The 19,677-nt window shown below is 64.9% G+C and carries 18 protein-coding genes and 1 pseudogene; 8 read left to right on the top strand and 11 right to left on the bottom strand.

Features of this window, described 5'->3' with window-relative positions; all coding sequences use genetic code 11:
• The first annotated feature begins 327 nt into the window (after window positions 1-327).
• Complete coding sequence (locus tag HGI30_RS22785) at window positions 328-558, top strand: hypothetical protein (RefSeq protein ID WP_168909597.1); 231 nt, start codon at window positions 328-330, stop codon at window positions 556-558.
• 97 nt (window positions 559-655) lie between these two features.
• Here the strand turns inward: HGI30_RS22785 and HGI30_RS22780 are convergent, their stop codons facing one another.
• A complete protein-coding gene (locus HGI30_RS22780) occupies window positions 656-1,513 on the bottom strand; it encodes a class II fructose-bisphosphate aldolase (RefSeq protein WP_168909596.1) in 858 nt (285 codons plus the stop codon).
• Between the two features lie 357 nt (window positions 1,514-1,870).
• Here HGI30_RS22780 and HGI30_RS22775 point away from each other — a divergent pair.
• The 3 genes and pseudogenes from HGI30_RS22775 to HGI30_RS22765 form a co-directional block, all read left to right on the top strand.
• A pseudogene (locus tag HGI30_RS22775) lies at window positions 1,871-2,497 on the top strand (protein adenylyltransferase SelO family protein); the annotation flags it as partial.
• A gap of 131 nt (window positions 2,498-2,628) precedes the next feature.
• On the top strand, window positions 2,629-2,958 hold the full coding sequence (locus HGI30_RS22770) for a hypothetical protein (protein ID WP_168909594.1): 330 nt from the start codon (window positions 2,629-2,631) through the stop codon (window positions 2,956-2,958).
• A 330-nt stretch (window positions 2,959-3,288) separates the two neighbouring features.
• The gene (locus tag HGI30_RS22765) at window positions 3,289-3,645 is read left to right on the top strand and encodes a nucleotide excision repair endonuclease (protein WP_168909593.1); all 357 of its coding nucleotides are present in this window, start codon (window positions 3,289-3,291) and stop codon (window positions 3,643-3,645) included.
• A 66-nt stretch (window positions 3,646-3,711) separates the two neighbouring features.
• On the opposite strand, the gene HGI30_RS22760 is transcribed toward HGI30_RS22765, so the two are convergent.
• On the bottom strand, window positions 3,712-5,073 hold the full coding sequence (locus tag HGI30_RS22760; RefSeq protein WP_235680259.1) for a DUF1214 domain-containing protein: 1,362 nt from the start codon (window positions 5,071-5,073) through the stop codon (window positions 3,712-3,714).
• A 370-nt stretch (window positions 5,074-5,443) separates the two neighbouring features.
• On the opposite strand from HGI30_RS22760, the gene HGI30_RS22755 reads away from it, so the two are divergent.
• Together HGI30_RS22755 and HGI30_RS23080 are read left to right on the top strand one after the other, a co-directional pair.
• Window positions 5,444-7,894: an invasin domain 3-containing protein gene (locus tag HGI30_RS22755; RefSeq protein WP_168909591.1), complete on the top strand. Its 2,451-nt coding sequence runs from the start codon at window positions 5,444-5,446 to the stop codon at window positions 7,892-7,894.
• A 30-nt stretch (window positions 7,895-7,924) separates the two neighbouring features.
• Entirely contained in the window at window positions 7,925-9,388 is a 1,464-nt protein-coding gene (locus HGI30_RS23080) for a collagen-like domain-containing protein (RefSeq protein WP_206109977.1), read from the top strand.
• Window positions 9,389-9,475: 87 nt separating this feature from the next.
• Here HGI30_RS23080 and HGI30_RS22745 read toward each other — a convergent pair whose 3' ends face one another.
• Both HGI30_RS22745 and HGI30_RS22740 read right to left on the bottom strand, forming a co-directional pair.
• Window positions 9,476-9,889 (bottom strand): cupin domain-containing protein, encoded by a 414-nt coding sequence (locus HGI30_RS22745; RefSeq protein ID WP_168909590.1) that lies wholly within the window; start codon window positions 9,887-9,889, stop codon window positions 9,476-9,478.
• A gap of 23 nt (window positions 9,890-9,912) precedes the next feature.
• The gene (locus tag HGI30_RS22740) at window positions 9,913-11,136 is read right to left on the bottom strand and encodes a Tm-1-like ATP-binding domain-containing protein (RefSeq protein WP_168909589.1); all 1,224 of its coding nucleotides are present in this window, start codon (window positions 11,134-11,136) and stop codon (window positions 9,913-9,915) included.
• A 265-nt stretch (window positions 11,137-11,401) separates the two neighbouring features.
• Here HGI30_RS22740 and HGI30_RS22735 point away from each other — a divergent pair, with 265 nt between their 5' ends.
• Both HGI30_RS22735 and HGI30_RS22730 read left to right on the top strand, forming a co-directional pair.
• Window positions 11,402-12,235: a phosphoenolpyruvate hydrolase family protein gene (locus tag HGI30_RS22735; RefSeq protein WP_168909588.1), complete on the top strand. Its 834-nt coding sequence runs from the start codon at window positions 11,402-11,404 to the stop codon at window positions 12,233-12,235.
• Between the two features lie 160 nt (window positions 12,236-12,395).
• Window positions 12,396-13,601, top strand: coding sequence for a phosphoenolpyruvate hydrolase family protein (locus HGI30_RS22730; RefSeq protein WP_168909587.1), 1,206 nt, complete (start codon window positions 12,396-12,398; stop codon window positions 13,599-13,601).
• Between the two features lie 90 nt (window positions 13,602-13,691).
• Here the strand turns inward: HGI30_RS22730 and HGI30_RS22725 are convergent, their stop codons facing one another.
• From HGI30_RS22725 to HGI30_RS22695, 7 genes are all read right to left on the bottom strand, one after another.
• Complete coding sequence (locus HGI30_RS22725; protein WP_168909586.1) at window positions 13,692-14,591, bottom strand: sensor histidine kinase; 900 nt, start codon at window positions 14,589-14,591, stop codon at window positions 13,692-13,694.
• A 24-nt stretch (window positions 14,592-14,615) separates the two neighbouring features.
• Complete coding sequence (locus tag HGI30_RS22720; protein WP_168909585.1) at window positions 14,616-15,386, bottom strand: ABC transporter permease; 771 nt, start codon at window positions 15,384-15,386, stop codon at window positions 14,616-14,618.
• The gene (locus HGI30_RS22715; RefSeq protein ID WP_168909584.1) at window positions 15,379-16,302 is read right to left on the bottom strand and encodes an ATP-binding cassette domain-containing protein; all 924 of its coding nucleotides are present in this window, start codon (window positions 16,300-16,302) and stop codon (window positions 15,379-15,381) included. Before HGI30_RS22715 ends, HGI30_RS22720 begins: the two co-directional genes overlap by 8 nt.
• A gap of 92 nt (window positions 16,303-16,394) precedes the next feature.
• Entirely contained in the window at window positions 16,395-17,090 is a 696-nt protein-coding gene (locus HGI30_RS22710) for a response regulator transcription factor (RefSeq protein WP_168909583.1), read from the bottom strand.
• A gap of 34 nt (window positions 17,091-17,124) precedes the next feature.
• The gene (locus HGI30_RS23495; RefSeq protein WP_268957820.1) at window positions 17,125-17,256 is read right to left on the bottom strand and encodes a hypothetical protein; all 132 of its coding nucleotides are present in this window, start codon (window positions 17,254-17,256) and stop codon (window positions 17,125-17,127) included.
• Between the two features lie 61 nt (window positions 17,257-17,317).
• Window positions 17,318-18,298 carry a nucleoside hydrolase gene (locus HGI30_RS22700; protein WP_168909582.1) on the bottom strand — a complete coding sequence of 327 codons (981 nt, stop codon included), beginning with the start codon at window positions 18,296-18,298 and terminating at the stop codon, window positions 17,318-17,320.
• Window positions 18,299-18,409: 111 nt separating this feature from the next.
• A complete protein-coding gene (locus tag HGI30_RS22695; protein WP_168909581.1) occupies window positions 18,410-19,630 on the bottom strand; it encodes an MFS transporter in 1,221 nt (406 codons plus the stop codon).
• Window positions 19,631-19,677 lie beyond the last annotated feature (47 nt).

The raw sequence follows: 19,677 nt of genomic DNA, 5'->3' as shown, positions 1-19,677 counted from the left end.
CTGCCTTTGCAAAAGGTAACCATCCGTTCAGCTTATGCGGCCTGCTGCAGCGGCATGCCGGACAGGAGCTTCCGCGTCGTCGGCGATGGGATGCTTGCGTACCTTCTTCCCGGCTGCCGCTGAGGCAGCGGAGCGTATCCCGTCTCCTGCCGCTCGTTAGAGCTGCTGCGGGGGTGAGGAAGGCGATTGTATTACTTGGTATCTCAAAGTGTTACTTAGGATAGAGGAGAAACGGAGAGAAAGAAGCGGGTAAAAGAGGAGGACGGGCCTATTTCTCTATCATGAACGAATTTGTTAAAATGGATTTAATTGGGAGGTGCTACGATCATGAACGAGGAAGATATGCAGCGAGTCGTGGAAGAGCTCTCCAAGTCTGCTAGTGCGGACCAGACGACAGCAGGAAAGCTGCAAATGATGGATATGTCGCTCACTTCCATAGCCTATTCGCTCGAAGAAGCGAATCGGAACATGGAGATTCTCCTTTATCTGCTAGGCGCGATGACCGTCTTGCTCGCCATCGGCTTGGGCTTCTTTATTTTCAAAAAGATCAAGTCATGATCCGCGCCGCCACGTTCCGAAGCGCGGTCCGACATGCAGAAAGCCCCTGCGCCGCTGGAGCGGAAGCAGGGGCTTTTTTTCGTTTTCGTTGAAAACCTTACGCTTTGCCGGAAGAACCGAACTCGCGCATCTTGCCTTGAACCGTCGCTTTGATGGCGTCGCGGCCTGGGGCGAGGAATTTGCGCGGATCGTACACTTCGAGGTCCTTCGTCACGATTTCGCGGACTTTTTTGGTGAACTCGATCTGGTTCTCGGTGTTGACGTTGATCTTCGCCGTGCCGAGGCCGATGGAGCGCTTGATGTGGTCGGTCGGGATGCCCGTGCCGCCGTGCAGGACGAGCGGCAGCTTGATCATCTGGCAGATTTCTTCCATCTCTTTGAAGCCGAGGTTCGGCTCGCCTTTGTACGGGCCGTGCACGGAGCCGAGGGCCGGAGCCAGGCAGTCGATGCCGGTGCGCTGCACGAGCTCGAAGCATTCCTTCGGATCGGCGTAGATGACGCCGTCTGCGATGACATCGTCTTCTTGGCCGCCGACGGTGCCGAGCTCGGCTTCGACGGACACGCCTTTGCTATGCGCGTACTCGACCACTTGCTTGGTCGTCGCCACGTTCTCTTCGAACGGATGATGCGAAGCGTCGATCATGACGGACGTGAAGCCCGCGTCGATGGCGGCCTTGCACTTCTCGAAGCTGGAGCCGTGGTCGAGGTGGATCGCGACCGGTACGGTGATCTTCATCTCTTCGATCAGCGCGGAGACGATGTTCGTCACGACCTTGAAGCCGCCCATGTAGCGGGCAGCGCCTTCGGAGACGCCCAGGATGACCGGGGACTTCTCTTCTTCGGCAGCCGCGAGGATCGCTTGCGTCCACTCCAGGTTGTTGATGTTGAACTGGCCGACCGCGTAGTGCTCCTCGAGCGCTTTGTTGAGCATGTCCTTCATGGAAACGAGTGCCATTGTAACTCCTCCTAAATGTCTGGTTTCTGCAGCTGGTTTCTCCTCATGCGGGCATGAGAATGGCAAAGTAGGGCCTCGGCCCGTGCTTGTCTTTCGTTATTTTAACATAAATGAAGAGCTTTGAACCTGCAATTTCAGACAGGATCCGCGTGCATTTCGTTACGAAAAGAAGGCATCCGGCTTAAAATTCCGCTAAAACGGGGCAAATATGCGCGATGTGGAACAACCTTCCGGATGAACTCGGCTGGCGGCATGGCGGTCCCGAGGGACACGCCGGAAAACGGGATTCGCTCGAGCCGTCCGGCAAGGGGTATACTGAAGGAAACGTTGGCTAGGCCAAGGAGGTCCATCGAACCTATGAGCGAAACGAAGGCAAGCGCCGCATCGTCAGGCTGGAAGCTGGAGAGCAGTTATGCCCGGCTGCCTGAGACGCTGTTCACCCGCCAGAACCCGATCCCGGTCCGCGCGCCCATGCTGGCCGTGCTGAACCGGCCGCTGGCGGCGGAGCTGGGGCTGGATTCGGAAGCGCTGGCGGGCGCGGACGGAGCGGAGGCGTTCGCCGGCAACCGGCTGCCTGAGGGCGCCGATCCGCTGGCCCAGGCTTATGCGGGACATCAGTTCGGGTATTTCAACCGGCTCGGCGACGGGCGCGCGGTCCTGCTCGGCGAGCAGCGGACGCCAGGCGGCCAGCTGCGCGACATCCAGCTCAAGGGCTCCGGGCGCACGCCGTATTCGCGCGGGGGCGATGGACGGGCCGCGCTCGGTCCGATGCTGCGCGAGTACATCATCAGCGAGGCGATGCACGGCCTCGGCATCCCGACGACGCGCAGCCTCGCCGTCGTGACGACCGGCGAGCGGATCGTGCGCGAGTCGCTGGAGACCGGCGCGATCCTGACGCGCGTCGCGGCAAGCCATCTGCGCGTCGGCACGTTCCAGTTCGCCGCCCAATGGGGCTCGGAGGACGAGCTGCGGCAGCTCGCCGACAGACCGTCTGTTCGATCTTGAGCGCCTCCTGGCCGAACAGGCGCGTCATGCTGAACTTCAGAAGGGGATTCCATAGGGATCCCTGCTGCTCAACGCTCATTATCACGGATTTGCCCAAGAAAGACGCCTCGATGCTGCGCAGGATCGAGCACGGGCAAGTCGCCTCTTTTATGCAGCTTGACGCCTCGTCCTATGAACGCGATTGGGACGGTGACGGCAAGGAAGAAGCGATCGTCGCTACGCGCAAGCAAAACCAAATCTACGTCTTCAAGGAGCAGGACGGACGGCTCCTCTGGACAAGCATAAGAGATGCGCTGCAGGCAGGGCCCAACGATGCGCTGCAGTATGACGACGGCCTCGGCGTGTTCCGCTTCCTGTCCGCCGGCGGCGTGGTCGAGACGTACCGGCTGCAAGGGGAGCCGGAATCGTTGGTCCGGGTGAGCGGCAACAGCGGACTGTAGCGGGCGGCGTCATTCAGCTGCGATAAGCGTTCGATCGATAAAGAGGTTCGGTACAGGCATGGGGCCATCCTTCAGAGGATGGCCCTACTCCTGCTGCGTATCCGAGCCGCTCGTAACGGTAGCCGTCTTCTCCACGCATAGATTGACCGTTCTCTCCTTGGACCAGGTCCGGTGCAGGACGCCCTGCGGAACCGTGACCATCTCTCCGGGCGACGAGATGGTCGGCAGCTCAACTCCATGAACGATGCCGAAGCGGGACATAAGAGGCAGAAGCGGGTATACTGAGAGAAGGGCAAGCAAGCAGGTCCAGCAAAGAAGGAGAGAACGCGCTTGATTCAAATCACCATTCCCAAGCCAGACGTGACGTTATACAAGGAGAAAGACCCCCAGTCCAGCCATACGTACGGGTTCACGGACTTCCATCGGATTACGAGGGAAGAAGGCGGAATCTTCCTGTTCTACAACGACAAGGATGAGCTGCTGTTCGTCGGCAAGGCGCGGAAGCTGCGGCCCCGCATCAAGAAGCATTTCGAGGATGCGTCGTCCGTCATGAAGAACCATCGGAGCGAGGTCGCCAAGATCGAGGTGTGCCTGATCGGTGAGCCCGTGGACCGCGAAATTTACGAGACGTACATCATCAACCAGCTCAAGGCCAAGTACAACATCGAGAAGGTATTCTATAAATAACGAGCGAAGAGGAAGGCGCCCCTGTGGGGGCGCCTTCCTCTTTTTGCTGCGCTGCTGCGGAAATGGTCAGCGCAGGCGAAGCGCATAGCCGGCCGTGCGATCGTCCAGCTGCCGGCGGCGCTGCTCGGCGGTGACGTAGCGCGTGCCGGCCGGCAGCGCGGCGCCGAGACCCGACAGCTGGACGACCTGCGTCTTCACCGACGGTCCGCCTGCCGCCGACGCGGCCAGCGGAAGGTCCTGCCACCTGAGCATGATCGTTCCCTCATGCAGTCCGGCCGGATCGATCCAGTTGGCGACGCCGGGGTCCTGGACCGACACGACGAACGTATAGCTGCCGTCGGCGTTGGGAGCGGCTTGGCGGTTGTTGAGGCTGGACTGGCGGCGGATCGGATCGACCGTGACCATCCACGGATCGGTGACCGGAAAGACGAAGTAGCCCGCGCCGCCGGTCTGCACGGTGGCGACCAGCGCTTCGTCATCGGCGAGCTTGAAGTGGCCGAAGGAGCTGGCTTGCGTGACCAGCGTGCCGAGCGTGGATGACAGGGACGGGCTGGAGAGCGTGTTGACCGGATTCGTATGCGTCTTGATGCCGAGAGCGCCGACGCCGTAGGCGACGATGGACTCCTGCAGGTTGGTCCAAGCCTCGGCCGCGATGACGAGGTCGCTCTTGGGCTGCGGCGTGTTTCCGTCCGGCAGCCGCTCGATGGTCAGTGCATCCGGCGTTTCCGCGTTCCAGTCGCCGAGGTTGTTGCGGACGAACAGCTGCACCGCTTCCCCGCTGGACTGAATATGGTTCACACGCCCGCCTGCAGGATCGCGGTCGATCGTGATGGCGTAGCTGCCGTCCGCGCCGACGACCAGATCCTTGCCGGACAGGATCGACACGGTCTGCTGGGAGTTGGGGTTGCGGATGAGGGAGAAGGTGACGTCCGTCGGTCCCGGTCCGGTCCGCTTGCCCCGCAGGACGTACTTGGACGACCCGTCGATCGGGATCGTGCGGTAGATGTTGTCGGGATTGTCGTACGAATAGCGGCCTCCCGGCACCTTGAGCCCGAACCAATCGCGAGGCGGCGCATTGAGCCAGTACACCTTGGGATAAAAGGGATCGTTGTTGACGGCTTTCTGGATGGCGCTGAACGCCAGCTCGTCGATGGCGCCGTCCAGGCGGCTGTCCGCCTCGGCGCTCGGCGTGCCGCCGTAGGCGAGCTTGTAGGCGGCTTTGGCCTGAGCCTTCAGCAGCGGGAAAGTATGGAAGCGGTTGATGCGGATGCTTCGTTCATCCAGCTTCTTCTGGTCCTCGGTGGCGAGCGCGGACGCGTCCGCTCGGGCAGGAGGAGCGGCGGCGGCCAGCAGAGCGGCGGCCAGCAGCCCGAGGCCGAGCCTGCGCAGCGGCTTCGGCCCCTTGGGCTTGCTTGCTAGGCGGTTCAAGTGGTTCGACATCATTCATTCCCCATTTCTCGGCTAGTAGGAAGCGAAAAAGAGGCAAGCAGGCCGAGCCCCGGAAGGGCTCGTTCCGCTTGCCTCTGGTTTTCCAGTCGGTCAAGGTGGTAGGGCTAGCTTAGCATAGCTGCACTCCATAATCCATATTAATCTTACCTGTATAATAAGTTATGGAGCGCGGAGCGAGACGAATGGCGCGGCACCTCATCGATAGACCCGTGTCAAAAGGCTTTTCAATGAAAGAACGTGAAGCTGGCCGAAACTCGGCGCGGCTGCGCGGTTTTCTCTCACAACTGCCATGCGGTTTGCCGATGAACCTTTCAGCGCTTTATAGCGAAATAGAAGGGGGAGAAAGAGTATGGACATACAGCCATGCCGGCAGGGCGGAGTGCGCCGCAGGCGCATGGGAAATCTGATGGCGCTGCTGCTCATCGTCAGCCTGCTTCAGCCTTCCTGGCAGGCCAATGCGTCATCCGGTGCCGGCCTTCAAGGAACGCTTCATGCGGATGAGGCGGGCCTGCCCGCAGACGGAACGAGCCGCGCGACGGTAACTCTCGTGCTGAGGGACGGCAGCGGCGACGCCGTCGAGCTGCCGCCTGACCGGATCCGGCTGCAGGCTACGCTCGGCACATGGGCAGGGCCGCCGACGGCCCAAGGGGACGGCACCTATATCGCGGAGCTGACCGCGCCGACGACGGCCGGCATCAGCTACATAAGCGCCGAGGCGGCAGGAGCGACGGTGACGGATCTGGCGAGGGTACACTTCAAGCCGGGACCGCCTTCGCCTGAGCGCTCGGTGCTGACGGCCAGCCGTACGAGCCTGCCGGCCGACGGACGCAGCCGCACGCTGCTGACGCTGCGGCTCAAGGACCGATACGGCAACGACATCGCCGATCCGGCAGAATCGGTGCGCTTGTCCGCTACGGGCGGCGAGCTTGGCACCGTGACGCACGTCGCCTATGGCCGTTATGCGGCCAACCTCGTCTCTGCGGCATTCGGACGGATCGGCAGCCTGACGAGCGCCGCTGACGCGCCTCTTGAGCTGAGCCAGGATTGGGAGAGTGGCGCGATTCCGGAGGGAACGCCGAACGAAGAGCCGCTGCCGGTGTCGCTCTCGTTCGCCTACGAGAGCTACGGCGCCTATGAGGCGGAATTGACGGCGCCGAGCACGGAAGGCGGAGCGGAGGTCACCGTCTCCTTGAATGGCGCGACGGTGGCGTCGAGCGTGTATGTCGCCTTTTCGCACCAGGCTTCCCCGCTCGAGCTCGTATCGCTTCAGTTCGGCCGATCCTCTTATGCGATGGAAGTCGGCGGGCAACAGCAGGTGGAGGTAAGCGCGGTCTGGAGCGACCGGTCGGCCACCCGCGCGACGGCGCTGGCCTCGTATCGGATGGAGGACGGCTCGATCGCCGCGGTGGATGAAAAGGGTGCCGTGCGAGGGCTGAAGCCTGGGCGGACCATCCTGACGGCGGAGTACGAAGGCTCGGCGGCGAGCGTCGAAATAGTCGTCGCCGAGCCGGAGCGGCCGGTCACGCCGGAGCCGACCGCCACGCCGGGCCAGCCGGAGCCGAGCGCGCCTCCGGTCGTGCTTCCGCCCCTGCCTTCCGTGCCGGGACCATCGGCTCCGCCGGCGGAGCCGGATGCGGCGCTGCGGGCCGACATCGTATCGGCCAACGGAACGGCCGAATCAGCGGCAATCTCGCTCGAGGCGATCCGGCAAGGCGTCGTGCTGCTCGACTTTCCGTCAGCCGGCGGAGAGATCCGGCTGTCCGGAGCCGTGCTGCGGGAGATCGCGCGGCTGAACCCGCAGGCGGCGCTGCTCCTCCGTCAAGCCGGCGGAGCCGCGCTGTCGGTTCCGATTGCCGAGCTTTCGGCCAAGCCGTATGGCGAGAAGTTCGGCGTAGGAGAGGAGGCCGTCCACTTTCATTTCAAGGCGCGCACTCCGGATGAAGCCGTTGAAGCGGCGGTCGAGCAGGCGGCGGACCGAGCGGGGGCGCGGAAGCTTTCCCAGGCGGCATCGATCGACATTCAAGTCACGGGCGGCAACGGCAGGAGCGCGTTCCTAAGCGTGTTCAACCGCTACGCGACCTATACGGTCCCGCTGTCGGCAGGCGCTGTTCCGACCACGGCCACGGGGGTCGTTTGGGACGCGGCGTCGAACCGGCTCGCTTTCGTGCCGACGCGGTTCGAGCAGCAGGACGGCCGTTGGACCGCGGTCATGATCCGTCAGGGTGGCGGAGTCTTCGCGGTCATCGACCGCCCGGCCTCCTTCCGCGACACGCAGGGCCACTGGGGCCAGGCGTCGATGGAGCGGCTTGCTTCCAAGCTGATCTTCGAAGGCCGCGGCCCAGGCGTGTTCGCGCCGGATGCGCCGATTACGCGGGCGGAAGTCGCGGCGCTGCTCGTGCGGTCGCTCGGCCTTGCCGACGCCCAAACGGGCCGTCCGTTTTTGGATACGGCCGGCGGCTGGTACGAGCAGGCGGTGAGCACGGCCTATCGGACAGGGCTCATCACCGGATACGAGGACGGATCGTTCCGTCCCGGCCGATCCGTGACGCGCCAGGAGCTCGTGACGATGGTCGTCGCGGCGATGGCTTACACGGGAGAGGGACCGGATGCGTCAGCCCGCAAAGCGGTTTTCGCCGATGAAGGCGAGATCGCGGACTGGGCGCAGGCCTCGGCGGTCAAGGCCGCCGAGGCGGGAATCATCGTCGGGAACGGCGGCGAGTTCCGTCCGGCCAGCCCGTCCACGCGTGCGGAAACGGCCGTCATGCTGGAGAGGATGCTGAAGCTCGTCCGGTTTATTTAAAGGACTAAACGTGAAAGAGGGACAGGACCGATGAAGATGATGAAAAGCAAAGTCATTCTGGCGGCGGGCGCGTTGCTGCTTGTCGCCCAAATTCCGGGGGCGTGGGCGACTTCCGCTCCGCTAGATTCCATCCAGATCTGCGTCAGCGGCACCGGCCAGATGAATCTGCTCGCTCCCGGCAGCAGCTGCGCCTCGGGCCAAACGGCGTATAAGCTCAATCTGAAGGGCGACCAAGGACCGGTCGGTCCGAGAGGTGCGCAAGGGGCAAAGGGCGAAGCCGGAGAAGCGGGACCTACCGGCGATGCCGGTCCGCAAGGGCTGCAGGGCGAGAAGGGCGAGAAGGGCGATACGGGGGCCGCTGGAGCAGCCGGACCGCAAGGCTTGCCGGGAGCAAAAGGCGATCCGGGCGATACGGGGCCGGCGGGGGCCGCCGGCGAGGCGGGTCCGCAGGGGCCGAAAGGCGATGCCGGCGCGCAAGGTCTGCAAGGCGTTCAAGGTGTCGCCGGACCGCCGGGTCCGATCGGTCCGATCGGAGCTGTCGGTCCGGCCGGGGCGACGGGCCCTCAAGGTCCGACAGGACCGCAAGGACCTGCCGGCGACAGCGGCGCCTACGGCGACGGCTCGAGCGGAGCGCTGAACGTACCGGTAGGCCAGACGGTGGACTGGGTGAACATGCCCGGCGTCTATGCCAGCAATCTGCAGTTCACCAACGTAACCATTGCGGGAACTTTGCTCGTTCCGAGCGGCATGGTGATCCGCGCTACGGGCAACATCACGGTTTCAGGCCGTATCGGGGTGCAGACCGGGGCTGACAACGCCAATCCGTACAGCCCTCATCCTGGCGTCTCCTTGTCCGCGCCGGGTCCGACCGGCGCCGGGGGCAAAGGGCTCCCTCTCCTCAGCGCGGCTCGCCTCACGATGCCGGAGGCCGCAGCCGGCGGAGCAGGCAGCGGAGGAGCGATCGTAAGCAATTCCGCAAGCGGCGGCCAAGGCGGAGGGGCGCTCGTCCTGATGGCGAAAGGAAACCTGAACGTCACGGCTGGCGCCTTCATCCAAGCTGACGGTGCCAGTGGAATCAATCCGAATACGGCCGGATCGGGCATTCAGGGAACCGGCGGGGGCGCCGGCGGCATCCTGGTCCTGAGCGCGAAAGGCGCCTTGTCGATCGCCGGCACGGTCCAGGCGATCGGCGGCAACGGAAGCGGCGGATTCGACGGCAACGGAGGCAACTCCGAAGGCGGCGGCGGGGGCGGAGGCGGCGGGATCGTGCACCTGATCTCGACGAATCCGGCGGCCATCACGGGCTCGGTTCGAATCCAAGGCGGAGCGGGAGGAGCGACGGCAGGAGCGTCCCCTACCGTAACAAGCGGTGGAGGCGGCGGGGCCGCTGGCGGCAACGGCGGATCCGGAGGGATGACGTCCTTGCCGGCCCAAAACGGAAGCAGCGGCCATCTCCTTCAAACGGTCGTGCCTTCGCCGGAAAATATGTTCTAGTTGCGCAGAAAAGCGGGCCTGTAAACGAGGCAGCCCCAAGTCCGATTTATCGGTCCTTGGGGCTGCCTCTAGTCATGTTCCTACTCGCTACCGGCCGTTCTTCGCCGACTCGATCCGGCAGTCCGGCGCGTTCCGGAGCTGCAGCGCAGGCTCGGCGGTCTGGTAGACGACGAGCAGGCGAAGCGTGTCCTCGCCGATGTTGACCGTGCCGTGATAACGGTCGGCAGGCACCTGGATGAGGTCGCCTGTCTGTACGATGCGCTTCTCCGCTTGCCCGTCCTCGTCCTCGACGAACTGCTCTCCCTTGCCCTCCAGCACATAGATGATTTCCTCGCAGCCCGGATGGTTGTGGCGCTCGTGGCCTTGGCCGGGCGCGACGCTGACGATGCCGGTCGCCAGCCGGTCCGAGCCCGTCACGCTCGGTTCGGACAGCCACTGGATCTCTCCCCAGGGCAGCACCAGCGTGTCGACATCGGCAGGAGTCACATATCGTTTATCCATGGATGATCTCGCTCCTTTTCTTTTCAGTGGACGGCGGCCTGCCGCATAAGCTCGACAAGCCGCTTGGCCATGGCGAGCGCGAAGGCTTCGTCGTTGAGGTTGTTCTCCATCTCGATGATCTCGACGCGCGTCGGGTCGAGATGCCGCTTGAGCGAGGAGAAGAGCGCGGCGTCCTCTTCGGGTCCGTGGAACGCCTGGCCTTCGGCGTCGAGCAGGGAGACGCCCTGAAGCGGCAGGAACATCGCGCAGGGCCCCTCGCTGCGGTTCAGCTTGGCCGCGATGATCTCGCCGAGCCGCCGGTTCTCCTCCGCGTCGGTCCGCATCAGCGTGATGGTCGCGTTGTGGCGGTAAAGCTTGCGCCCCGCGAACTTCTCCGGCACGGTGTCGTACGGACCGAAGTTGACCATGTCCAGCGCCCCCGTCGAGACGACCTGCGGCACGCCGGCCCGGGCGGCCGCCTCCAGGCGTTGCGGTCCCGCGGATAGCTCGCCGCCGACGAGCTCGTCGCACCATTCGGTCGTCGTCACGTCCAGCACGCCGGCGATGAAGCCGCTGTCGATCAGTCCCTCCATCGCCCTCCCTCCGCTGCCGGTCGCATGGAACACCAGCACCTCGTAGCCGCTGCGCTCCAAATACTCCCGAGCCGCCGTGACGCAGGGCGTCGTGACGCCGAACATCGTCGCCGCCACGAGCGGCTTGTCCTCCACCTGCGGAGGCGCGCCTGCCGCCATGCCCGCGATGGCATGGGCGGCGTTGGACAGGATGCGCGCCGACAAGCGGTTGATGCCGGACACGTCGACGACGGAATACATCATCGCGATGTCCTTCTCCCCGACGTAGGGCCGAGTATTGCCGGATGCGACGGTCGATACCATCAGCTTGGGAACGCCGATCGGGAGAACCTGCATCGCATAGGTAGCGATCGTCGTGCCCGCCGAGCCGCCGAGCCCGATGACGCCGGCGACGCGGCCTTCCCGATGCAGGCCGGCCAGCAGCGCCGCCGCTCCTTTCATCATGACGTCCATCGCCTCGCCGCGGTCCTTTCTGGCGATCAGCTCCTGCAGCGGAACGCCTCCCGCGCGGGCGACCTCCTCGTTCGACAGGTCGGCCGCTCCGGCCGAGGCTTCGAATACGCCGGCATCCATGACGATCGTCGGGACGCCGGCGCTTTCGATCCGCTCCTGGAGATACATCGCTTCGGCCCCCTTGGTGTCCAAGGTGCCGATAATAATTACGCTTCGGTCCATACCCGTTTTCTACCCTCCCATGATTGCGCTTACACTCCTTTACTTTCCCAGAGCGGAGGGTGCTCGTAAAGAGAGAATGGTAGGTAAGGGTAGGATTATGATAAGCAATTCGCTCCATTTCTCCGGAAAAGGCCTCTTCTCCATCCAAATGACGATGAAAGTGCTAGGAACCATAACGATCGTCTCTGTCGAGCGGCGCATGCTTCCTTCATACTGGAGGCATGGAGGCGGCGAAATCGCCGCAAGAGAACGAGGAGGCGACGGCATGGCTTCGAGCAGAGAGCGAATTCTGAATCAGCTGCGGAACAAAGTCGGGGAGGGCGGCTACATCATCGGCGGAGGCGCCGGCACCGGCATCAGCGCGAAGTTCGAGGAGGAGGGCGGCATCGATCTGATCGTCATCTACAACTCGGGCCGGTACCGCATGGCGGGCCACGGCTCCTTGGCGGGCCTGATGCCGTACGGAGACGCCAACGCGATCGTGCTGGACATGGCGAGCGAGGTGCTGCCCGTCGTGAAGCGGACGCCCGTGCTCGCCGGCGTATGCGGGACCGATCCGATGCGGATCATGAGCCGGTTCTTGCGCCAGATCGAGGAGGAGGGGTTCGCCGGCGTGCAGAACTTCCCGACCGTCGGCCTGATCGACGGCCATTTTCGCGCGAACCTGGAAGAAACGGGAATGGGCTACGCCAAGGAGGTCGAGATGATCCGCATGGCGTACGAGCTGGACCTGCTGACGACCCCGTACGTGTTCGCCGAGGACGATGCCGTCCAGATGGCACGCGCGGGCGCGGACATCCTCGTCGCGCATCTCGGCCTGACGACGTCCGGCACGATCGGGGCGCGGACGGCCCTGACGCTCGATCAAGGGGCGGAGAGGATCCGCTCGATCGCCCGCGCGGCGCTCGAGGTCCGTTCGGACATCCTGATCCTCTGCCACGGCGGCCCGATCGCCGAGCCGGAGGATGCGGCCTATGTGCTGGAGCGCTGCCCGGAGATTCACGGCTTCTACGGAGCAAGCTCCATGGAAAGGCTGCCGACCGAGCGGGCGATCCGCGAGCAGACGGAGCGGTTCGCGAGGCTGCGCCGCGAGCGGTGATCGGCAGGGCTCGGCTCAGGCATGAACGAAACCCAAAAGGCTCTGCCCCTTCGAGGCGGAGCCTTTTGGCGTTCGTCGATCTCCCGAATCCGTTCCTTTTGAACGCCGCGTCCCTAAAATGGTAGAATATAGGATAATGGGCATGGAAGGGATGGCGAGCATGCACACTCCGACACAAATCCGCGAGAAGCTCCTGGAAGCCGCGGCAAGCCAAAAGCCGATCGTCGGCGCGGCGATCGGCTGCGGTCTGTTCGCAAGGTACGCGGAGGCGGGCGGCGCGGATCTCATTCTCGTGCTCAACGCCGGGCGCTTCCGCCTGATGGGCTGCGGCTCGACGGCGAGCCTGCTGCCTTTCGGCAACAGCAACCGCATGGTGATGGACATCGGCGTCCAAGAGGTGCTGAGACAGGTCCGCCATACGCCATGCCTTTTCGGCTTATGCGCGACCGACCCGGAGATCGAGCTCGACTCGTATCTGGACGAGATCAAGGAAGCCGGCTTCGCCGGCATGACGAATTTTCCGACCGTCGGCCTGATCGACGGTGTGTACGGAGAGGCTCTACACGAAGCCGGAATTTCGTTCGACAAGGAAGTGGAGGCCGTGGCGCAGGCGGTCCGCAAGGGCCTGTTCGCGGTTGCCTTCGTCTTTTCGCCCGAGCAGGCCCGGCGGATGGCCGCAGCCGGCGCCGATGTCATCTGCGCCCATCTGGGCTTCACCCAAGGAGGCGGGACGGCCGCCAAGGGCTCGCTGAGCATGGAGGAGGGCATCGCGCTGTCCCAATCCATCTTCCGGGCGGCGGCCGAGGCCAGCCCCGATGCGTTCAAGCTCGTCTACGGAGGCCCGGTCAGCTCGCCCGAGGACGCCGACCGCATCTATCGGGGGACGGACGCGATGGGCTGCATCGGCGGCTCGAGCTTCGAGCGCATCCCGACCGAGACGAGCATCGTGCGCGTGACGGAGCTGTTCAAGAGGTACGAGGAAGTGAAGTCCGAGAACAAGCGGCTCCGGCAGCAGCTGGACCTGCAAGCCGCGATCGAGCAGGCGGACTACGTCCGGTACGTCACTTCGTACGTTTCGCTTCACCTGCAGGAGCCGGTATCGTTCGACGCGCTCGCCAAGAAGCTGCATCTGAACCGCAACTACCTGAGCCAGCTGTTCACCCGCAAGATGGGGATGAGCTTCTCGCGGTGGCTGATCCGGCATCGCATCCAGACCGCCAAGGAATGGCTGCGGAGCGAGGAGGGGACGATTCACGGCGCGGCCGCGCGGGTCGGCTATGCCGACGCCTCCTATTTCAGCCGGGTGTTCAAAAAGGAGACCGGCCTGACGCCTAGCGAGTGGAAGGAGCGGCAGGAACGAAGCTAGACGGTGTGCAATCCGGCCCTACGCAAAGGAGCCGGCCGCGCGGCCAGGAGGCGAGGAGCCTGGCGCAGCCCCGAGCGGCGCGAGTGGCCGCTAGGCCACCGGCCACTCGCAGGTCAGCTCCAGCGCGTCGCCCTCCAGCTCGGCGCTCAGGCTGCCGCCCATCTTGACCATCAGCCCGCGGGCGATGGACAGGCCGAGGCCGGAGCTCGATCCGGAGCGGGAAGCGTCCGCCATATAGAATCGGTTGAACAGCAGCTCCGGATCGGTGCCGAGCAGCTGCGGCGCGCGGTTGCGGAGCCGCAGCTCCGCTCGCCCGTCCTCGGCCGCCAGGGCGATCTCGACCCTTCCCGAGGCGTGCCGGATCATGTTCAGCGTCAGGTTCTCCACGACGCGGCGCACCGCGGACTCGTCCGCGCGGATGACGAGCGGACGCTCGGACAGCTCGAAGGCGGGCTCCAGTCCTTTTTCCTCCATCGCGTCGTAGAAGCCCATCAGAATCTCGGGGACGAGCTTGTCGAGGCGCAGCCGCTCCGGCTTCAGCGCGTAGTCGGGGGAGTCGATTCTCGACAGCTCGTAGAAGTCATCGAGCAGCGACTTCAGCCGCACGGCGCGCTTGCGGATGACGGCGACGGCATCCCGGCGCTCGTCCTCGCGCAGGTCCTCCCCCTCCAGCAGCTGGATGTAGCCGGATATGGACGTCAGCGGCGTGCGCAGGTCATGCGAGATGTTGGCGACGGCCTGGCGGAGCTCATCCTCCGTGCGCCGCCGCTCGGCATGCGCCTGGACGATGAGGCCGGTGTGGCGGTTGATCTCCGCGGCCAGCGCCTCCAGGGCGCGGTCCGGTCCGCCGATGACGGCTTGGCCGGACACCTCCCCGTCGTTGTAGCGGCGCAGATGGCGGGCGAGCGAGCGGACTTCCTTGCGCATCCGCAGCAGCCGGAGCAGGCAGAGCGCGGCCAGGCCTAGGGACAGGATCAACAGGACGGCCATTCGCTGCCTCCTCCTTTTTACGAGCTAGCGGATTTCCTTGCGCTCGAAGACGGCGATGCCGATGCCGATGAAGGCAGCGGCGACGAGCAGCGGGATATAGATCGACTGCGCGAGCTGCGCGGAGCTCATCGCGGGATCGGCGTAGCGGCTGATCAGGCTGAAGATGGAGTGCCGGTACATCGTTTCGACGAACGGAATGAACTTGCCGATGAAGACGTACAGGCCGTCCGCGAAGAAATAGAAGACGAACAGGACGCCGATCGTCTTGCCGCTGTCGGTCAGCACGGTCGCGACCGCGCCGGTCACGGCGGCGAATGCCGCGGACAGCGTGATCGTCACGAGCAGCGAGCGCCAGACGTAGTCCGCTGCGGATGCGCCGCCCGGCATCTCGCCGACGCCCATCAGCGCGGAGCCGAGCGCGAAGATGACCGCCGGGAAGATCAGCGCGACGAGCACCGAGCCGCCGATGAAGACGAGCAGCTTGGCGGCGATGAAGCGGCTGCGGCCGTAGCCGGAAGCGGCGCCGCGCTTGATCGTGCCGGCGCTGTATTCGCTGGAGATGAAAAACCCGGCCAGCACGCACAGCCCGATCTTGATGATGTAGGTGTTGCCACTCATCGCGATGGCCAGCAGGTCGAGTCCGCTCGTCGCGCTCAGCGTCCCGCCGTCACCCGGATCGTCGAAATATGCCATCAGGACGTAGGCGATGGCCGAGGCGGCCAGCACCGCCGCGAGCAGCCAGAGCGAGCGGTTGCGGAACAGCTTGTAGCTTTCGGAGCGCAGCAGGTTAAGCATGGACGCCGCCTCCGATCCGCGATGCGAAGTAGCTTTCGAGATCCTCGCCCATCGGCATGAGCTGCTCGAGCTCCAGCCCGCCGGCGACGAGCGCCGAGGCGACGGCGGCCGGCCGGTCCAGATGCGCGTACAGCCGGATGCTGCCGTCCGCCGCCACCTCGAACTCCCGGGTCGCGAGCTCGCGCTCGAGCACGACGGCCGCGCGCTCCGGCAGATTCACCTTGATATGGATGAACTGGCGGCAGCGCTTCTGCAGTTCCCGGCTCGTCAGCTGCTCCAGCAGCCGGCCCTGGTGGATGATGCCGTAGTGCGTGGCCAGCAGATGGAGCTCGCTCAGGATGTGGCTGGAGATGAGGATCGTGATTCCGTTCTCCCGGTTCAGCCGGGTGAGCAGCTCGCGCATCTCGACGACGCCCATCGGATCGAGTCCGTTGGTCGGCTCGTCGAGGACGAGCAGCTCCGGCTGGCCGAGCAGGGCGACGCCGAGCGCCAGCCGCTGCTTCATGCCGAGCGAGAACGCCCGCGCCTTTTTGCGTCCGGTGCCGGACAGGCCGACCAGCTCGAGGGTGCGGCGGACGCTTTCGCGGCCGGGGATGCCTTGCTGCAGCCGATGCGCCTCCAGATTCTCGGCTGCGGTGAGCTGCGGGTAGAGCGCGGGGCTCTCGATGGACACCCCCATGCGCCGGCGCGCCTGCACGAGCTCGGGGCCGCTCGCGGCTCCGAACAGCTCGACCGATCCGGATGTCGGGAACGCCAGTCCCGTCACTAGCTTCATGAGCGTCGACTTGCCGGCTCCGTTCTGCCCGATGAAGCCGTAGATCGCGCCTTTGCGGACCGTCATGTCCGCATGGTCGAGCGCGACCTGCTTGCCGTACTGCTTGGTTAGTTGATGCGTCCTCAGGACGTATTCCTGCATGATTGCCTCAGCCTCCTGTTCCCTGTTCGGGTCATGGCTCAAGTGTAGAGGCTGTTTCGTAAGCAATCGTAAAGCCAATCCATAAGAAAGGCTTAACTTTTGAGCCGATAGCCCATTCCCCAGATCGTCTCGATGTACTCTTCCTCCGCATTGGCCTTGGCCAGCTTGCTCCGCAGATGGCTGATATGCACGCCGACGACGTTGTCCCCTCCGCCGAGGAACTCCTCGCCCCAGACGCTTTCGAACAGGTTCGCCTTGGTGAAAAGCTTCTTCGGAGAAGCCATCAGCAGCGCGATGATGTCGAACTCGCGGGCCGTCAGCGCAAGCTCGGTCCCTCCCGCCGTCAGCGTCCGGGCTTCGGGATCGAGCTCCAGGTCCTTGTGCCGCAGCGGCTGCGGTCCCGGCTGCTGCGGCAGGCGGCGATGGCGCCGGAGCACCGACTCGATGCGGGCCGACACCTCCTCGAGGTCGAACGGCTTGGTGATGTAGTCGTCCGCGCCGGTCCGCAGCGCGGAAATCTTGGGCTCGCGCCCGTCCCGCGCGGAGATGACGATGACGGGGCAGCCGTGCCGCGCGCTGATCGTCTCCAGCAGCTCCTCGCCCGGCTTGCCCGGCAGCATCAGGTCGAGCAGCACGAGCGCCCACGGCCGCTGCTCGAGGTAGAGCTGCGCCTCCGTGCCGGAGTAGGCCGGCTGGGGCTCATGCCCGTCCTTGCGCAGCACGCCGCACAGCAGGCGGCTGATGTCGTCGTCGTCCTCGACGACGAGGACGGGCAGCTTGTCGATCATCGGAGTTCCTCCTCATCCTTGGGCCCGGCTAGGCTCAATGGGCCAGCAGCCGGTCCTCCATGTTCTGGGTACCGCATTCGCGCAGCGTCGGATATAGGCGCTGTCCTCCTACAGCTTGCTCCATACCGCCCTTGCGGATGCCGCATCGCTCGATGATGTCGGACATCGAAGCTCCGCTGCAGCCCTTCGTGCGGAACAGGACGGCGGACTCCCGGGCCGCCCCTGCCTCAGGCGAACTCGCGGAAATCGCCGCTCAGCACCGCCGTCAGCATCCGGTAGAACAGGCGGTAGTCGGCCTCCAGGCACACCTCGGCGCTTGTCCGCTCGCTGCCGGTCCAGGCCGGCGTATTCTCCGGCGCGGGCCGGGTATCGACGGCGCTGAAGCCGCGGTTCGCCTCGCTCTGGCACTCGATGTCCACATGGCAGCGCTGCGAGCGCAGCAGCAGCTCCGGGAGGATCGCCATCGCCATCGTGATGGAGTCGGGATGCGTGACGCCGTCGAGGCCGTTCGCTTGGTTGAAGGCGAGCGCCTTGCGGTTGACCTGGCGGTAGAAGCGCGCTGTCGGCGTGTCGATCGCCTGCAGGCGCTCCAGATCCTCGCCGCCGACGAGCGCGTTGCGGCAGCAGATGTCCCAGCCGATCATGACGATCGGGAATCCGGCCTGGAACACGATCCGGGCCGCCTCGGGATCGACGTAGAAGTTGAACTCGGCCGTCGCCGTGATGTTGCCCCGGAAATGGCAGCTGCCGCCCATGACCCATACTTTCTTGACCTTATGGACGATGGACGGATCGAGCATGTACGCGACGGCGAGATTCGTGAGCGGGCCGTGCGCGACGAGCTCCAGCTCGCCCGGATGGGCGTTCAGCAGCCGGACGATCGCATTGGCGGCATGCTCGGCCTCGGCGCGACGCTCGGGCGGCGGGAAGTTCGACTCGCCCATGCCGTCCGCGCCGTGGACGTAGGCCGCCTGCACGAGCGGCCGCAGCAGCGGGCGGTCGCAGCCTTGGTAGACCGGCACCTCGCCGCGTCCCGCCGCCTCGACCGTCGTCAGCGCGTTGGCCGTGCACTGCTCGACCGGAATATTGCCCATGACGGTGGTGATCGCTTCGATGCGCACGCCGGGCCAGAGCAGGCCCATCAGGAGCGACGTGACGTCGTCGCCCGCGGTGTCGGTATCGACGATCAGCCGCAGATTCGGATTCATAGAGAGACCACCCTTTGCTTGTTGGTGAAGGAGCGTGTTGTTGATTCCCAGTATAAGGACTTCGGCTGCGGCGGTTCAAGCAGCGCGGAGCCTCGTCCGCAGCGGTTCGCCTTAGCGGCTCGCTCCCGGCTCGCCGCTCCGCAGCCTCGTCGAGAGGACGAAGCAGAGCAGCAGCACGATGCTTGCCAGCGCGTACGGCGCTCCGATATGGAGGTCGAACAGCACGCCCGCGACGATCGGTCCGGCGATGTTGCCGAGGCTCGTGAAGGCCGAGTTCAGTCCGGCCACGTAGCCCTGGTCGGCGCCCGCGAGCTTGGACATCTGCGTGCTGATGGCAGGACGCAGGATGTCGATCGCGAGGAAGACGACGAACGTCACGGCGAAGATGAGCCAGAACGTGTGCACGAACAGCGTCAGCAGGATGAACGCGCCGGCGAAGAGCAGACAGATCGAGATGACGCGCTTCTCGCCGAACCGGTTCAGGATCCAGCCGAAGGTGGTCACCTGTACGACGGCGCCGGCGATGGAGCCGAACGTGATGATGAAGGCGATGTCCTTCGGCTCGAAGCCGAACCGGTGGTCGACGAACAGGCCGAACACCGTCTCGAAGTTGGCGAGGCCGAACGACAGCGTGAAGACGACGATGAGGCTGAAGAAGTACGGCTCGCGGTGGGACGTCAACAGCTGGCCGATCAGGCTGCTCCGGCGGCCGCCGGATGCTGCGGACGGCTGCGCCGTAGGGTCCGCTGCGGCCGCGCCTGCCTGCGCCGGATTCGATTCGCGCAGCACGAACAGCGTGAGCGCAGCGGCGATCAGCCCCGCGACGCCGGCCGCGTAGAACGGCACGCGCAGGCCGAACTCCGCGATGTAGCCGCCGATGCCGGGGCCGATGATGAAGCCGGTCGTAATCGCGGCGTTGATGTAGCCCATCCCGGCGGCGCGCTCTTCCTGCGTCGTGATGTCCGCGGCGTAGGCCATGACGGCGGGCATGATGAGCGCGGCGCTGACGCCGCCGAGCAGGCGCGAGGCGAACAGCAGCCACGGCTGCTCGGCGAAGCCGAACAGCGCCTCGGACACGGCGAACACCGTCATGCCGAGCACGATCAGCCGCTTGCGGCCGAACCGGTCGGAGAGCCGTCCCGCCAGCGGCGAGAACAGCAGCTGCGTCAGCGAGAAGGAGGCCACGAGCAGGCCGACGAGGCTGCCGGAGATGCCGAGCAGCTCCATGAATTTGGGCATGATCGGGATGACGAGGCCGATGCCGGTGAAGACGAGGAACAGATTGAGCATGAGGAGCAGGAATGCTCCGCGGTTGCGCAGTAAAAGCGTCATGATGAAGGTACCTCCTGGTGGATTGCGAACATCCTGAATAATCGTTC

It is taken from the genome of Paenibacillus albicereus, assembly GCF_012676905.1.
In the GTDB taxonomy this organism is placed as follows: domain Bacteria; phylum Bacillota; class Bacilli; order Paenibacillales; family Paenibacillaceae; genus Paenibacillus_O; species Paenibacillus_O albicereus.
The sequence above is the reverse complement of the archived record's forward strand: the minus strand, read 5'-3'. Positions and strand labels throughout refer to the sequence as shown.

Bases quoted from the DNA above. Each gene is read 5' to 3' on its own strand.
- HGI30_RS22740 (WP_168909589.1), bottom strand. From the start codon at position 11,136: ATGGACCGAAGCGTAATTATTATCGGCACCTTGGACACCAAGGGGGCC.
- HGI30_RS22780 (WP_168909596.1), bottom strand. From the start codon at position 1,513: ATGGCACTCGTTTCCATGAAGGACATGCTCAACAAAGCGCTCGAGGAG.
- HGI30_RS22725 (WP_168909586.1), bottom strand. From the start codon at position 14,591: ATGGCCGTCCTGTTGATCCTGTCCCTAGGCCTGGCCGCGCTCTGCCTG.
- HGI30_RS22745 (WP_168909590.1), bottom strand. From the start codon at position 9,889: ATGGATAAACGATATGTGACTCCTGCCGATGTCGACACGCTGGTGCTG.
- HGI30_RS22735 (WP_168909588.1), top strand. From the start codon at position 11,402: ATGGCTTCGAGCAGAGAGCGAATTCTGAATCAGCTGCGGAACAAAGTC.
- HGI30_RS22785 (WP_168909597.1), top strand. From the start codon at position 328: ATGAACGAGGAAGATATGCAGCGAGTCGTGGAAGAGCTCTCCAAGTCT.
- HGI30_RS22715 (WP_168909584.1), bottom strand. From the start codon at position 16,302: ATGCAGGAATACGTCCTGAGGACGCATCAACTAACCAAGCAGTACGGC.
- HGI30_RS23080 (WP_206109977.1), top strand. From the start codon at position 7,925: ATGAAGATGATGAAAAGCAAAGTCATTCTGGCGGCGGGCGCGTTGCTG.
- HGI30_RS22770 (WP_168909594.1), top strand. From the start codon at position 2,629: ATGCTGCGCAGGATCGAGCACGGGCAAGTCGCCTCTTTTATGCAGCTT.
- HGI30_RS22710 (WP_168909583.1), bottom strand. From the start codon at position 17,090: ATGATCGACAAGCTGCCCGTCCTCGTCGTCGAGGACGACGACGACATC.
- HGI30_RS22730 (WP_168909587.1), top strand. From the start codon at position 12,396: ATGCACACTCCGACACAAATCCGCGAGAAGCTCCTGGAAGCCGCGGCA.
- HGI30_RS23495 (WP_268957820.1), bottom strand. From the start codon at position 17,256: ATGTCCGACATCATCGAGCGATGCGGCATCCGCAAGGGCGGTATGGAG.
- HGI30_RS22700 (WP_168909582.1), bottom strand. From the start codon at position 18,298: ATGAATCCGAATCTGCGGCTGATCGTCGATACCGACACCGCGGGCGAC.
- HGI30_RS22720 (WP_168909585.1), bottom strand. From the start codon at position 15,386: ATGCTTAACCTGCTGCGCTCCGAAAGCTACAAGCTGTTCCGCAACCGC.
- HGI30_RS22695 (WP_168909581.1), bottom strand. From the start codon at position 19,630: ATGACGCTTTTACTGCGCAACCGCGGAGCATTCCTGCTCCTCATGCTC.
- HGI30_RS22755 (WP_168909591.1), top strand. From the start codon at position 5,444: ATGGACATACAGCCATGCCGGCAGGGCGGAGTGCGCCGCAGGCGCATG.